Raw genomic sequence first — 14427 nt, 5'->3', positions numbered from 1 at the left:
TTGGAAAAACCAGTATTGATCAGGTAGCGGGTCTAAAGCAGAGACTCAATACCGTATTTAGCACCGTAATTTTCTACCACAAAATCGATATCTTTATCACCCCGGCCCGAAAGGTTGATGAGAACGGAACCGGTTTGGCCTTGTTTGGCAAGTTTGATCGCGTAAGCAACCGCATGGGACGATTCAATCGCAGGGATAATGCCTTCTTCCCGTGACAACTCAAAGAAAGCGTCTATCGCTTCATCATCCGTGATCGTACCGTAATTTACCCGGCCGATGTCCTTCAGGTAGCTGTGCTGCGGCCCGACTGACGGGTAGTCCAGCCCGCTGGCGACTGAGTACACTTCTTGTGGCTCGCCTTGTTCATCTTTTAACATGTAGGACTTAAATCCGTGCATGATGCCCGGTTCGCCGAGAGTCAGAGTCGCGGCATGTTCGCCGACCTGTTGCAGAGAACGCCCGCCCGGCTCAACACCATGAATGGCCACGTCTTTGTCTTCCAGGAATGCGCTGAACAGTCCCATCGCATTTGAGCCGCCGCCAACACATGCAACGAGGTTGTCCGGTAATTTCCCGGTCATTTCCTGGAACTGGACTCTGGCTTCATTGCCGATGATAGATTGGAAATCGCGAACCATTTTCGGGAATGGATGCGGCCCGACCACAGAACCGATGGCGTAAAGCTGGGTAATCGGATCTTTGAGGTAGGCTTCGAAAGCAGCGTCTACGGCCTCCTTGAGCGTTTTACGCCCATGGGTAGCAGGAATAACGTTGGCACCAAGTATCCGCATCCGCACTACATTCGGGTGTTCTTTGGCAATATCGACTTCACCCATGTAGATGTCACACTCTAATCCAACCAAAGCCGCAGCGGTGGCTAAGGCGACGCCGTGTTGACCCGCGCCGGTTTCCGCGATCAGTTTCTTCTTGCCCATTTTTTTGGCCAGAATGGCTTCACCCAGGCAGTGGTTAATTTTGTGAGCGCCGGTGTGGTTAAGATCTTCTCGTTTAAGGTAAATATCTACCCCGTATTTTTTTGACAGATTCTCAGCATGGAAAATAGGGCTAGGACGTCCAACAAAGTGTTTATACAGGCGTGCCAGCTCGGTTTGAAACTCCGGATCTTTACAGCATTCCTCATAAGCAGCGTTGATTTCACGCATGATTTGTTCGAGCTCGGCCGGAACAAAGCTGCCCCCATACTCACCAAAGTATCCGTCGTTGTTGGGCATTGCGTGGTCGAAAGAGTTTTTCATTAGTTACATCCTAGTTAATGAGTACAGTGATGCAGTTATACCTAAACTTGAGATGACAGTGTGTGACCAGTTGCTTAAATCGTGACGCTGATCTCGTGAACTAGTTTGATAGTACGGTTTGCGTGTTTTTTTTGAACAGTATATTGGGCGGATGAGGCGCTATGTTGGGGTTATTAATGTGAACTGGCAGATGGGGGGATGTGAAAAGCTGTTGTCGAGCATTGTATGTATTAGATCTCTGGCATAAGTAGCTATTGCTTGTAAAACAGGGCGATTAGTGCTGGTTATAATTGCGCGCGCTGTGACAACTTGCGGGAATGAAACTTGAGTTCTGACAACATGTTCTAAACAAAATGATGATAATTTGCATATTGTTTTAGATTAGACGGAATTAAGGACGATTAATAAGTGAAAACATATTCATTGCGTTGGCTGATTATCATCCCTTTTGTGGTTTTGGTATTCATTTCCGGCATGACCGTGTACCTGCTCTCGACGTCGACCATTGCAAATGCAGCCAAGAGTGTTGGTGTGCAATACATCCAGGAAGTTGAAAGCCGGATATATGATCGCGTATTGAATTTTATGGCTCCACTGAGCTCTATCGTGGAGATAAACCGTGATGCTTTTTCTTATCGTCCAGAACTGCTTGATGATCTTGCCCCTGTAGGAGGGCGATTCTATGAGCAGGCGGTGCCTTATCCCCAGATGACGTTTATTTCCGTCGCGACGGCGGACGGGCGTTATGTCGCTTCATCAAGGGATCCGATCGGCCGAGTTCAGCACAGTATTGCCGCGAACTATGTCAATAACGCTTTCACTATGTAAGGGTTTGAGTTCGATCCTGTGCATTTTATTGGCAATAAAATTCAGTTAGATCCAAGCTTTAGCTACGATCCAAGAGTCCGGCCGTTTTTTCTCGACGCAGTAAAAGCTCAGGATGTGGTTTGGAGCCCGATCCACCCATACTTTGGCTACCCAACCCTGGGGATTGGACTTTCTACGCCGATTTACAGCCAGCAGGGTAAGCTGTTAGGAGTAACGGCTACCAGCCTCGCTTTAATTGAACTGGATGAATATTTAGCCTCCATTGATTTGGTTGAGAATGTCTACGCCTTTATTGCAGAGGAGGACGGGGCGCTGATTGCCACCTCTCAGCCAGACGAGCTGTATCAAATCACGGATGGAACGACCACGCGTCTTACTTTAGCCACTCACGCTAACCGGGTATTTGGCAAGGTCGGTCAGAGTTTTGTTCCCGGTGCGCATAGTATTGAAGTAGATGGGGAATCCTACCTTTACCAGATACGCCCAATTACTTTTGGCTATGACAAAACCTGGATTATCGGTGTGATTATTCCGGAAGCGCACCACATTGAACTGTTAGATGAGTATACCTATTCGATGGCATGGATCACCCTGGTACTGTTCATTGGTATTGCCTTGGTTGGCTCATTGGTTGCCCGCTATATCGGCTTACCAATACAGCAACTGAATGTAGCAGCGAATAACAGCAAGCTGGAAAGCATTCAAAACCTGCCTCAGCCAATTAGCCGTATTTCTGAAGTTAACTCCCTTGCTAGTGGGCTACAGAGTATGGCGGATGATTTGTCTGATGTTATGCATAATCTTGAGCAAAAAGTCGCCCAGAGGACGTCTGATCTACAAGAAGAAAATGAGGGGCTGTTAGAGCAGAGCCACACCGATGAACTCACCGGGCTCTACAATCGACGTGGATTCAATCAGGTGTTTAGGCAGGCGTTAGAGTGCGCGCAGAGGCATCATAAATCAGTCACATTTGTCTTGTGCGATATCGATCACTTTAAACGTGTGAATAATAATTATGGCCACAACCTTGGCGATCGCGCACTTGCTTTTGTGGCTGATAATCTTAAAAGCCATGTTCGTGCAGAAGATATTGTCGCTCGCTATGGTGGCGAAGAGTTTGCGTTGGTGTTTGTTGGAGCTGAGCAGGCCCAGGTTCTGGCGAGGCTGGAGAAAATACGTCATTCTTTCGCCCCAAATCCTGTATTTGGCAGCTACCACATTACGATGAGTTTCGGTGTTTCCCACCTAACCAGTGTTTCCGCAGTCTCTGATAAGACATTGATCAACGAAAGTGATAAGAAACTCTATCAGGCGAAAAGCAGCGGACGGGATAAAATTATCAGTTGATGCCAGAGGTATGTGCGGCCTGGGGAGCCAGAATGAAGCGAGAAGTCACCCACTCAACAGCACCATTATGTGTGATATCGAATGATGGTGCTGCTTTATGAGAGGCAATCCATTAGGATTTTGCCGCTTTGTTGGTATAGACAAGCTGACCGGCAACGTAGGTAGAATCGATATTGCGATCGTCTCCGAGGATCATCAGGGCAAACAGTCGATCTTCAAGACTGGTGGAGTATTGGGCATGCAGTTTTTGCAGATCGGTCGCTAACCAGTTCAAGACAACAAAATCGGCCTCCTTACCCGGGGCAAAGTTACCCACTTTGTCGTCAATGCTCAGTGCGGCGGCCCCCCCAAGGGTTGCCAGATAGAGGCCTTGAAAGGCCGACAGTTTTTCGCCTTGTAACTGAGCAACTTTATAGGCTTCATTCAAGGTTTGCAGCAGGGAAAAACTGGTGCCTGCACCAACGTCGGTACCTAATCCCACCCGGATATTGTGCTGTTGGGACTTTTCAACATCAAACAGGCCGCTGCCAAGGAAGAGATTCGACGTCGGGCAAAATGCAATCACCGAGTTAGTCTGGGTGATCACCTGCCATTCGTGTTCGGTCAGATGGATGGCATGGGCAAAGATCGATCTGTCGCCAGTAAGACCATAATGATGATAAACATCGAAGTAGTTTTTCCGCTCGGGAAACAGCGATTGCACCCATTCGACTTCATTTTTGTGTTCTGACAGGTGAGTATGGACATAAACATCAGGGTATTCTGCTTTTAATTTACCTGCCATGGCTAACTGCTCGGGGGTAGACGTGGGCGCAAAACGCGGGGTAATGGCATAGTGCAGCCTGCCCTGGTTGTGCCACTTGTCAATGAGCTCCTTGGTATCGCTATAGCTGGAGTCGGCGCTATCAAGCAAGTATTCCGGGGCATTTCTGTCCATCATCACTTTACCGGCGATAAGACGCATGTTCTTTTCTGCGGCTTGTGCAAATAACGCATCGACGGATTCCGGATGCACAGTACAAAACACCATTGCGCTGGTGGTGCCATTTTTGAGCAGTTCGTTGATGAAGAAGGTCGCGATGGTTTCGGCGTGTTGTTTGTCTTTGAATTGTTGCTCAGTCGGGAAGGTATAGGTCTCAAGCCATTCCAGCAGTTGTTCGCCGTAGGCCGCGATCATTTGGGTTTGCGGGTAATGAATGTGGCTATCTATAAAGCCCGGCATGATCAGTTTTCCGCGCAAGTCATCAATGTGTTGGTACTCCTTAGCGGCATCGTCAGTATACGTTTTGAGGGTTGTGAACAGGCCGTTTTCGATAATCAGCAAGCCATCGTCAAAATACTCATAACATGCCGATACGGGATCGATTTTGCTGGGATCCGTTAAAAAGTGGAGAAAGCTTGCACGAATAACGCGGGATGCTGACGATCTCATAAATCACTCCAATGCAGGAATAAGCCACCACTTTAATAAATATAATCCAACTTTAGTCTGTTTGACGGCAATATCGCAGAAGGTGGTCCGGGTTTTGACAGGAAGCTGAGTATTGATGTTAGTTCTGCGGTTTACTCAGCTGGACAGTAACGAGTAGCCTGTTTATCATCTCCTCACATCACACGATTATCCTAATGGTATGAGAATTAGTTACGAGCAGATTCAGGCGTTTGTTGCGGTTGCCGATTCGGGTTCCTTCAGTGCGGCCGCCAAACAACTGGGCAAACATCGCACCACTCTTGGCCAGGTGATCACCAACCTGGAGATTGAGATAAACATGCCCTTGTTTGACCGCAGTGGCCGGTACCCGATCTTGACCTCTGAAGGCAAATCCTTGTACCAGCAAGCTAAGGCGTTATCTGCCGCAAGCAGCGCGTTTGAACAGCTATGTCTGTATCAGGAGAAAGGCATTGAAACTGAGTTGATCGTTTATTACTCCGAGCAGATCCCAGCACAACTCATCGTCACAATAATGGAGCAGCTGCGCAAGCGCTACAGTCAGGTCAGGGTTCATTGGCTGAAAGGTGGTAATGCAGAGATATTAGCCGCGTTGCAAGACAACCAGGCTGATCTGGCGCTGGTGGTGTGTCCCAATGGCGATGCCGTCAGTTCGATAGATTTCACCTATTTGTTGAGTTTGCCTTTTTCTCTTTGCGCTAGTCCCGCTTTTATGCAAAAAGAAAAACCCGCAGGTCTGGCGGCATTGCAGCAGTTACCTCAGTTAGTGCTGAATGACTATTATCATTCTGGGATCTCACGCTCGGTCTGTACCTCAAATTACATCCAGAAATTTGATAGTTTGCATTTGCTGCTTCAGCTATTAAAAGCGGGAGAGGGCTGGGCCATTTTGCCATCGCATAGCGTTGAACCGGCGCTGGAGTGCAAACAGCTGGAAGAAATTCCCCTCAAAGAGCTTGGTACGGCGCTGCGGTTTCCGGTTGTGCTTTGGCAGACGTCAACCTCAATGGGGCCAGTTGCTTCATACATTATCGAGTTAATTAAGCAGTACTCTCCTCAATATGAGGCTATATGATGCTATGTGAGGGTTTGGTCCTCATGTCCTGAGTTGGTTGGAATGTTCTGGGTGACTAAGATACGTCACATATCCAATAACAACGAATCAGGAAATACGATGAAATTAAAAGCCCTTGCCCTTAGCATTATGATGGCCGGAATGACTGCTGGCGCGGCGCATGCCTGTACCTCTATTGCATGGAACACCGAAAGCCACGGCACTATCACAACCCGCACTAACGATTGGATGGAGTCAACTAACCCAAAACTGGGTGGCATTGTTAAAGGTGAGAAACGTTATATCCAAGGCCCGGGTGTCGGCACTCAATACACAGTAAAATATGATGTTGTTGCGATCCTTGCCTATGGTGAGCTGGATTTGGTTCATGATGGCGTAAACAGTGAAGGCCTACAGGTTAACACGCTGTTTTACCGTCCCATGACCATGGAAGCGGTATCCAGCCCGGAGCAAATTTCTCAGTTCACACTCGGTGAATATATCCTGACCAATTATGCATCAGTTGAAGAGGTTGTCACTGCATTACCATCACTGGATTATGCGGCGATGCAACTTGAGGCGATGCCGGTTGATATTACTTTGCACTGGTCAATTACGGATAAAAGTGGTGATCGTGCGGTGATTGAAATGGATCCGGATGGTCTGAAGATCTACCGCGGTGAAGAAGCGGCTGTTATGACCAACGATCCGTCAATGCAAGAGCACATCGACAATCTAAAAGAAATCAAGCCATCGTGGGAAGTTGCTGACCGAAACCTTGCCTTTGGTTCAAACGGTAACAGTGCATCACGCAGCCGCTTTGTCCATGCAAGCTACTTCCTTAACTGGCTCGACGAACCCAGCAGTGCACAAAATGGTATGATGAAACTTTCAACCGTCGCGTATCGTGTACCGGCTGATGCACCATATATGGACTTTGGTCAGGGCATGACAGGATACGCCACGGAATGGACGTTGTCACAAAGCCTGGAAACGGGTGACAGTGTCTTTGAGTATAACTTTGGCGAAAACTGGAACACCGTTCGTTATAACGTGTATGAGTTGATGGGTAAATCTTTCCGTGCTCCGTTGAATACTTCTTCGATGGGACAGCTGGAGTTCAGTACTAATTAATGTGGCTTCGCTGAAGAAACAAGACTGGTTAGTAACGTAGTTCCAGTGGTGTAGATTGCGCGAGGGACTGTTAACCCGATTGTCTAATCCAGAGTAGAAGGGGACAAAGCCTTTCTTGTGATTTGCCGATAAACACAAACTGTTATAAAAAAGCTCGCATTTATCTGCGAGCTTTTTATTTGATTTTGCTAGTGTTTACGCTGAGGGCCGTTTCGTACCATCTCTTTACCATGCTCGTAAACATATTGCGAAACCCAGCGGCCCAGCAGCAGCTGATGCTGCTCACCCAGAACTGCAACAAACGGGCGGCCGTCCGTATTGGTGGTCGCTAAGGCCACCCCTGCAACGCCGTTTAAGCCAAGTGCGCCGCTCTCTACCATCAGCAGAAAAGATTCCAGCTCTTCTAAACTCTCAATGACTTCATTTTCAATATTCATCGTATTTCTTCTCGTGAAGTGCGATTACATCATAGGGGCGTACTCTACCCAAGAACCCGGGATAAACCAAGGCTTGTCGGAATAAAATTCTATTTGGGAAAGAGTGTTGTTCTAAGCCAATGATCGATAAGATATAACCATGGTATCCGAATCCAAGAATGTTATGAAAAAAATACTGATCACTGGTTTTGAACCCTTTGCCGGTGCTCTTATTAACCCGGCACTCGAAGCGATACAGCGACTCTCTGTAGCCCGGTTAGATGGTGGTGAAATTGTTACATGCAGTGTTCCGGTGGTGCGTTATGAGTCGGTGCAAACAGTGATAGGGGCGATAAAGCAGTATAAGCCCGATGTGGTGATCACTGTGGGCCAGGCGGCGGGCCGCGCTGCGATCACTCCGGAGCGTGTCGCGATTAATCTTGATGATTTCCGCATTGCTGATAACGCGGGTAACCAACCGGTAGATGAACCTGTTATTGATGGAGGCCCGGCAGCCTATTTTAGCTCTCTGCCGATCAAAGCGATTAGCCAAACACTGCAACAACATGGTATCCCTTGCCAGGTGTCGAACACCGCCGGTACGTTTGTCTGTAACCATCTGTTCTATGCTATCCAGCATTTTCTGCGCGAAACAAACATCAGGCACGGATTTGTGCATATCCCGTTGTTGCCGGGTCAGAATACCAATGGTAGCCAGCCAACCATGGCGTTAGAGACGATAGTCGAAGGCCTGCGCTTGCTTGCGCAAGCAACGATTGAGCATGAGCAGGATGTCATGATTAGTGCGGGTCAGGTATGTTGAGCTAAATTGTGATGTGCCGTTGAAACTTACCTGAATTCGCTGCAGCGGTTTTCTGATTTGCTGGCGTGTTCAAACTCTGTGCGCTGAAAAGGGGCTAGCATTATAGTGTTTTCTTTATAAATTCAATACTTTGACTCTGAATTGTTGTATTTTAGTTCAGAAGGGTGAATAGTTATGAAACACTCGAACAGTAGAAACATTGCTATTGCCTCTGCGATGGTGTTTGCGTTGGCAATTGCAGCACTCAAATTTGAAAACAGCTTAGGCTTACTCCCGATCCTGATTGCGATCATCGCTTTTTTTGTCTGTATCATTTATACCTGCTTGCACTTGTCTGGTGCCCCTAACTCAAGTGTGTTTGATTTTTATCAGGGCTCACCGCATAGCAAAGCGCTGGCACTCAAACGTGGCCTGAATACTCGCGATAGAAAACCGTAATTCAACCGGTGGTATTTATACCTGCATGGTATTGAAACCACTGGAGTACAGGCATGTTACTTCGTATACTTTAGGAAAATTTCAGCACCAATGGCGGAGAAATGCATGCCTAATCGAGTCCCTACCAATATCCTGACCGGATTTCTTGGCGTGGGTAAAACCACAACTATCCTTAATCTGCTTAAGAACAAGCCTGAAGATGAGAACTGGGCGGTTCTGGTTAATGAATTCGGTGAAATTGGTATTGATGGCGCGTTGATGACTGATCAAGGCGCGCTGATCAAAGAAGTGCCGGGAGGCTGCATGTGCTGTACCGCCGGGGTGCCGATGTCGGTGGGGATCACCGCGTTATTGCGTCAAAAGCCTGATCGTTTGTTGATTGAGCCGACCGGGCTTGGTCATCCCAAGCAGGTCATTGCCACACTCACCTCTGAGCAGTATGCACCGTACGTTGACCTGAAGGCGACTATTGCATTGGTCGATCCGCGTCATTTAAGTGATGACAAATACCTGTCAAACCAAAACTTCATTGATCAGCTCGACAGTGCCGATGTGGTGATTGGCAGCAAAGTGGACTTGTGTAGCAGCCATGATATTGATGTGTTTAACGGATGGGTTACCGATCAGGTTCCGGCTAAAGTCTTCAGTAAACTGATCCACGATGGTGATCTGCCGGTTGAGGTGCTGGATATTGAGCGTGTCCACGGTGGCGCTTCGGCACATATTGCCTCTCACCATCATGAGCACGCCCAGCAAGAACCGCAGTTCCAGTTGCCGCCGGGCGAGGCGTTTATTCGTAAAGAGAATAAGGGGCAGGGGTACTACAGCTGCGGCTGGTTGTTCGGAGCGGAACTCACTTTTAATTTCGACCAACTATTTTCTATGCTGTCAGATTTAACGGCAGAGCGGGTAAAAGCGGTGGTGAACACCGATCAAGGCTGTTTTGCCTTCAATGTTGCAAACGGTGTTGTTTCAGTGAATAAAATGAGCCTTGAAGGGTTTGAGTCCCGTCTGGAAGTGATTGACTCTCAGTTGATGCCCTGGGATCAGTTGGAGCTGATCTTGTTGACGTTATGTGGGCTTGCACGATAACCAGAACGGTTGGTTGTGGCGGGGTATTTCACCGTTTATGCATAAAAAAGTGAGATAAATCACTCCATTTCAGTTATAGTTCACGGCTAACATTTTTAATGCAACTTATGTGATCTCTTTAAGGAATACGCTCAATGTCATTTTCATCTCAAGGTTTCGCGCCAGAAGTGGTAAAAGCACTGGCAGAATGTGGTTATGAAAAGTTAACGCCGATTCAACAAAAAGCGATTCCAATGGCTCGCAAAGGTCATGATATTTTCGCAACGGCGCAAACCGGTACCGGTAAAACCGCGGCGTTTTCTCTGCCGTTGATCCAGCAGCTTTTAGACTCTGGCCGCAGCGCTTCACGTAAAACCGCGCGTGCACTGATTCTGGCTCCGACACGTGAGTTGGTCGAGCAAATTGCTGACAACATTAAGGCTTATACCAAGTATACCGATCTGACGGTAACTGCGGTATTTGGCGGGCGTAAGATGTCGTCGCAAATTTCGGCACTGGAAAATGGCGTGGATATTCTGGTTGCGACCCCGGGCCGCCTTGAAGAGCACATTGAGCAGGGAAATGCCTCTATCGCCAGATTAGAGTTTTTGGTGTTCGATGAAGCAGACCGAATCTTAGACATGGGTTTTATTCAGCCGGTGCGCAAAATCATGATGGAAGTGGAAACCGATCCCCAGATCATGATGTTCTCTGCGACAACCTCGAGCCAGTTGAACCTGTTGGCAAATGACATTTTGCGTAAACCGAAACGTATCGAAGTTGAGCGCGCTAATACCGCCGCACACACCGTAGCCCATGTGCTTTATCCGGTTGATCAGGAGCGCAAAACCGAGCTGCTTTCTGAGTTGGTCGGGCGTAAGAACTGGCAACAGGTCCTGGTGTTTGTCAACTACAAAGAAACCGCCAACGAAGTGGTGCGTGAGCTCAAGCTGGACGGGATCAAAGCGGTAGTTTGTCACGGTGATAAAGCGCAAAGTGCCCGACGCCGGGCTTTGGAAGAGTTTAAGTCGGGCAAGGCACGCGTGATGGTCGCCACCGATGTTGCGGCTCGCGGACTGGATATTGAAGATTTACCACACGTAGTCAACTACGACATGCCGTTTTTGGCTGAAGATTACGTGCACCGTATTGGCCGTACCGGCCGCGCCGGTAAGCAAGGGCACGCAGTGTCATTTGTTAACCGTGAAGAAGAGCTGACGGTGGTTCAGGTTGAAAACCTGATCCAGCAGCGTATCCGCCGGATTGAACTGGCAGGTTACGAGCCAAAAGCACGTGATGCTTATATTGATAAGCTGCATTCTAAGCCTGCGTATAAGAATCGTCAGGGGCGCCGTAATAACCCGAACCAATCTGCTTCAGACCAAGGTGCGGCAGAGCGACGTCTGGCGATGGTAAAACGCCTTAAGGCACGTCGCGTAAGCAAGTAAATTGCAAAACCACCACATCACGTGGTGGTTTTTTTTATCAGTTCATTCCGACTAAGTTTGGCTCGCCACGATAGATAATCCGATCGTTACCGCGATGAATGCCGAATGTCACCACGGCAGGCGGATTGTCTTCCTCCGCAGTGCTGGTATCCCAGTTGTATTTCAGCCAGGGCAGGTTGTTGGCCGTTTGGCCCAAATCTAACCAGAAGCGGATTTGTTCTCTGGCGGCATCAATCTGTTTCGCGGTAATTTCTTGGCTGTGACCGGCTGTCAGGGATGCTTGACCACTCAGGTAAGCATTATTGGCTGAAGCGGCAGACCAGATTGGCGTCTGGATGTAGTAACTGCCATCGGCGGTAGTGGTGTTGTCATCAACATTGGTGCGGAAGCGGTTGTTCTGCCAGATTTCAACGCTGAGTGGTACGCGGACTTGCTTGCCTTGCGCACCGCCGACATCTGAGAACCGCAGGCGGCCAAAGCGTATGTCCGGCTGCTCAGCCAGCAGCTGGCTGTCATCAAAGAACGCGACGGGATCAACCGGAGTGGTAAAAATCAGGCCGATCTGGCTTGGCTGTGACGGCCCCGGAGTGTTAAACGGGCCATCGGGGTAGTTTGCGCTGGTAGCGTCTTTTATCCAGCAGGCACTGTTGGCACAGGTTGTTGTGCCGGTACTGTTTTTGATCACAAACGAGCCGATACTAGCTTTATCAACGTGTTTCCACTCTTGCAGCTGCGCCGTTGGTGGAATAAAGCGATCCATGTAGTCACCCAGTTCTCCCAGGTCAAAATGCTGGTGTAGGCTTGGTGAAAAATACGCATAGTTTTCAAGATCCTCTTGATTGGCGTTCAGCGCCGCCACCTCATAACTGACCTGCTCAAATGGCTGATTCATGTAAGCAAAGTTCTGCCCGGAGGGGTAGAGCCATTCTTGATCCCGCACCTCGAAGTATTTGGGGTAAAAGCGGCCGACGGCCCGTTCGCCCTGATTGACCGGCATGCCCAGATAAGGGCCGGCCAGTTGAGCTTCCAGTGTTAGACTGCCCACTTCCCGCCAGTACAACTGTTCGAAAAGATAGTCATTGCCCTGGCTGGCCGTATTCACTTGTTGCAAAGACAAATGGCTTTGCAACAGTTTGGTTTGCATGGCTGCATTCTGGCTTGGGGTATGCTGGCGGCTGGTCAGGTGAACACTGGCCGCCGGGGCATCACTCAACATGAAGTTGCGTGTGACCTTTGCCTGGCAGTGAGAAGCCTGGATATCAACTGGCCCGGTTATGTTTCCCTCTGATTGCCAGACGATCGGTTTAACTGCCACTGAGAACAGCTCGCCAGCGGCAATAAAACCACCGCCACTTTCCGAGCTACCATTATTGAGCGGCGTCTCGTGTTCACAGATCGCCAGAGTCCATGGCCGAGATCTGACACCGAAATAGCCGAAGACTTGCGCGACACCAGAGTCAGGGCATGCTAGGAAAGAGCTGCAGTCAAAGCTGTCGGAGAGTTTAACCTGAAAACGGCCACTTTCATGGGTCAGCAGGGGCGTTTGAGAAACCCCACTGCGGAATTTCGGTAGATAGGAGAACCCGCCGCCGTGACCATCCTGGGGTTGCAACAGGGTGTGGTTAGTATCGGGTTGGCCTGAATAACTGGTGGCGACGACAGGCTGGTGCTCGTCAGCACAGGCTAGCAGCCGGACGTGGACGGGTTCACTTTTTCCGGCAATGACCGCAATGTCATTGATCGCTTCGCCTGAGTTTGGTGAATAGGCTTCAAACTGATAGGGCGTGAACATGAACTCGACGGTCTGGGTTTTGCTGCTGTCGCGCGCCAGGGTCAAGGTCAGGGTGTAACGCTGTTCTAATGAAATTGCGGTGATGTCTAGGGGCCGAATACTGAGTATTAATTCGCCGTTTTCACCAGAGATAAAACGCAGCGGGCTGATTTGCTGTTTGCCGCTTAGCATGTCTATTTCGAATAGTGATGGATGTGACAGGGTTGCATTGACTGTAGTGCTTACCGGATTGCCCTGGTTGGTTGTAGTGGCGCTAAACGTCGGGTGTTTATCGCCGCACATTAAGGTCATGTCGTCTTCGGGTGACAAGACCAGGGCAAGGTCATCTTCTTTGCCCGGAGGCGTCATGGTGCAGACTGGTGTTTCGCTACTGGCCACCGGGCAGTGCTGGCTGGCATAATCACAACTGCTCTGGTCTAAGCCGCAGTAAAAACTGATGTTGTCGGGTTTGTTGCCATGCGTCTTGATATCACCACAGACAACGGACTCTGATTGCATCTTCAGCGGATAAAAAGTGTTGACAGCCATCTCTGGCGCGTAAAACTCTCCGGAGAGACGCCCGGTTTGGCCCTGAGAGGTGGCAGTACCGAACACCGAAATATCCTGAATATCCAAAGAATGCAGTGAAGTAATATCACCAACGACAAAGTGAGCAGTTAAGGGGTTTTGGGTTTTGATTTCAAACCGGCCACCTTCGGCGCTGATATTACCGCAGACATTGGTGTTGTTGAGTGTGGTTTTACCAAGAGTGGTGATGTTACCGGTGATGCTGTTGTACTGACCGTTGGTGGTGAGTGTCGCACCAAGCAGATTGATGTCGCCGTTTATAAGGACATTGCTGAGCGACATCGGATAGGAAGAAGTCAGATCGCCATAGATGACCGAATGGTGATCCTGATATTCACGCGCTTTAGCGGTGCTGTTCTCGATGGATAACCTGATAGCCAGAGAGTTAAGTGAAATACGCTTAGTTGCTGAACCAACACGATTGTTTCCCTGCAGCGTGATCCCGGCATGTGCTTGCAAGATCACGTTTGGCTCCGCCAGGCTGGAAATGATCGTATCACCTGCAGGCAGTATTATTTCGGTAGGGCATGAGTATGTTTTCCCGTTGTCCTGAACCACAAAACTGGCGTTGCTGCATATCTGGTTGAGTGAGGGAAGATCAGCAACATCATAAGTGGTTGCCGCAGACATCAGCGGTAAAAAAGCTAACATCCAAAATAGGTGTTTTCTGCGCATCATTAAGTGTCCTAAAACAGATGGAACTCAATGGCAGTCAGCGAAGTAAAAAATCAATAGTGCGGCGAGTTTGCTTGTATTTTATGGCCGTACTGCTACCGGTTTTTCTTTTATAACAGTAAGAAATA

Annotated in this window: 12 protein-coding genes; 8 read left to right on the top strand and 4 right to left on the bottom strand. The window is 48.9% G+C overall.

Annotated features, from left to right (window positions below):
• Positions 1–32: 32 nt before the first annotated feature.
• A complete protein-coding gene (gene trpB / locus P2G85_RS07150) occupies positions 33–1256 on the bottom strand; it encodes a tryptophan synthase subunit beta (protein ID WP_275863416.1) in 1224 nt (407 codons plus the stop codon).
• A 408-nt stretch (positions 1257–1664) separates the two neighbouring features.
• Between trpB and P2G85_RS07145 the strand changes: the two genes are divergently transcribed.
• Both P2G85_RS07145 and P2G85_RS07140 read left to right on the top strand, forming a co-directional pair.
• On the top strand, positions 1665–2084 hold the full coding sequence (locus tag P2G85_RS07145; protein WP_275863415.1) for a hypothetical protein: 420 nt from the start codon (positions 1665–1667) through the stop codon (positions 2082–2084).
• 18 nt (positions 2085–2102) lie between these two features.
• Positions 2103–3431, top strand: coding sequence for a diguanylate cyclase (locus tag P2G85_RS07140; RefSeq protein WP_275863414.1), 1329 nt, complete (start codon positions 2103–2105; stop codon positions 3429–3431).
• Between the two features lie 112 nt (positions 3432–3543).
• On the opposite strand, the gene guaD is transcribed toward P2G85_RS07140, so the two are convergent.
• Positions 3544–4863, bottom strand: a complete 1320-nt coding sequence (gene guaD / locus P2G85_RS07135; RefSeq protein ID WP_275863413.1) for a guanine deaminase — start codon at positions 4861–4863, stop codon at positions 3544–3546.
• A gap of 199 nt (positions 4864–5062) precedes the next feature.
• On the opposite strand from guaD, the gene P2G85_RS07130 reads away from it, so the two are divergent.
• Entirely contained in the window at positions 5063–5956 is an 894-nt protein-coding gene (locus tag P2G85_RS07130; RefSeq protein WP_275863412.1) for a LysR family transcriptional regulator, read from the top strand.
• A gap of 99 nt (positions 5957–6055) precedes the next feature.
• Positions 6056–7069 carry a linear amide C-N hydrolase gene (locus P2G85_RS07125; protein ID WP_275863411.1) on the top strand — a complete coding sequence of 338 codons (1014 nt, stop codon included), beginning with the start codon at positions 6056–6058 and terminating at the stop codon, positions 7067–7069.
• A 188-nt stretch (positions 7070–7257) separates the two neighbouring features.
• Here P2G85_RS07125 and P2G85_RS07120 read toward each other — a convergent pair whose 3' ends face one another.
• Positions 7258–7506, bottom strand: coding sequence for a hypothetical protein (locus tag P2G85_RS07120; RefSeq protein WP_275863410.1), 249 nt, complete (start codon positions 7504–7506; stop codon positions 7258–7260).
• Between the two features lie 163 nt (positions 7507–7669).
• Here P2G85_RS07120 and pcp point away from each other — a divergent pair, with 163 nt between their 5' ends.
• The 4 genes from pcp (at position 7670) to P2G85_RS07100 (ending at position 11265) form a co-directional block, all read left to right on the top strand.
• Positions 7670–8308: a pyroglutamyl-peptidase I gene (pcp, locus tag P2G85_RS07115; protein WP_275863409.1), complete on the top strand. Its 639-nt coding sequence runs from the start codon at positions 7670–7672 to the stop codon at positions 8306–8308.
• 174 nt (positions 8309–8482) lie between these two features.
• Entirely contained in the window at positions 8483–8746 is a 264-nt protein-coding gene (locus P2G85_RS07110) for a hypothetical protein (protein WP_275863408.1), read from the top strand.
• Between the two features lie 105 nt (positions 8747–8851).
• Positions 8852–9838, top strand: a complete 987-nt coding sequence (locus P2G85_RS07105; RefSeq protein WP_275863407.1) for a GTP-binding protein — start codon at positions 8852–8854, stop codon at positions 9836–9838.
• Positions 9839–9972: 134 nt separating this feature from the next.
• Positions 9973–11265, top strand: a complete 1293-nt coding sequence (locus tag P2G85_RS07100; protein ID WP_275863406.1) for a DEAD/DEAH box helicase — start codon at positions 9973–9975, stop codon at positions 11263–11265.
• Between the two features lie 37 nt (positions 11266–11302).
• Here P2G85_RS07100 and P2G85_RS07095 read toward each other — a convergent pair whose 3' ends face one another.
• Positions 11303–14302, bottom strand: a complete 3000-nt coding sequence (locus P2G85_RS07095; RefSeq protein ID WP_275863405.1) for a DUF6701 domain-containing protein — start codon at positions 14300–14302, stop codon at positions 11303–11305.
• Between the last annotated feature and the right edge of the window lie 125 nt (positions 14303–14427).

Source organism: Vibrio sp. CAU 1672 (assembly GCF_029223195.1).
GTDB lineage: Bacteria > Pseudomonadota > Gammaproteobacteria > Enterobacterales > Vibrionaceae > Vibrio.
The sequence above is the reverse complement of the archived record's forward strand: the minus strand, read 5'-3'. Positions and strand labels throughout refer to the sequence as shown.

Bases quoted from the DNA above. Each gene is read 5' to 3' on its own strand.
- P2G85_RS07125 (WP_275863411.1), top strand. From the start codon at position 6,056: ATGAAATTAAAAGCCCTTGCCCTTAGCATTATGATGGCCGGAATGACT.
- P2G85_RS07105 (WP_275863407.1), top strand. From the start codon at position 8,852: ATGCCTAATCGAGTCCCTACCAATATCCTGACCGGATTTCTTGGCGTG.
- guaD (WP_275863413.1), bottom strand. From the start codon at position 4,863: ATGAGATCGTCAGCATCCCGCGTTATTCGTGCAAGCTTTCTCCACTTT.
- P2G85_RS07120 (WP_275863410.1), bottom strand. From the start codon at position 7,506: ATGAATATTGAAAATGAAGTCATTGAGAGTTTAGAAGAGCTGGAATCT.
- P2G85_RS07095 (WP_275863405.1), bottom strand. From the start codon at position 14,302: ATGATGCGCAGAAAACACCTATTTTGGATGTTAGCTTTTTTACCGCTG.
- trpB (WP_275863416.1), bottom strand. From the start codon at position 1,256: ATGAAAAACTCTTTCGACCACGCAATGCCCAACAACGACGGATACTTT.
- P2G85_RS07130 (WP_275863412.1), top strand. From the start codon at position 5,063: ATGAGAATTAGTTACGAGCAGATTCAGGCGTTTGTTGCGGTTGCCGAT.
- P2G85_RS07100 (WP_275863406.1), top strand. From the start codon at position 9,973: ATGTCATTTTCATCTCAAGGTTTCGCGCCAGAAGTGGTAAAAGCACTG.
- pcp (WP_275863409.1), top strand. From the start codon at position 7,670: ATGAAAAAAATACTGATCACTGGTTTTGAACCCTTTGCCGGTGCTCTT.
- P2G85_RS07110 (WP_275863408.1), top strand. From the start codon at position 8,483: ATGAAACACTCGAACAGTAGAAACATTGCTATTGCCTCTGCGATGGTG.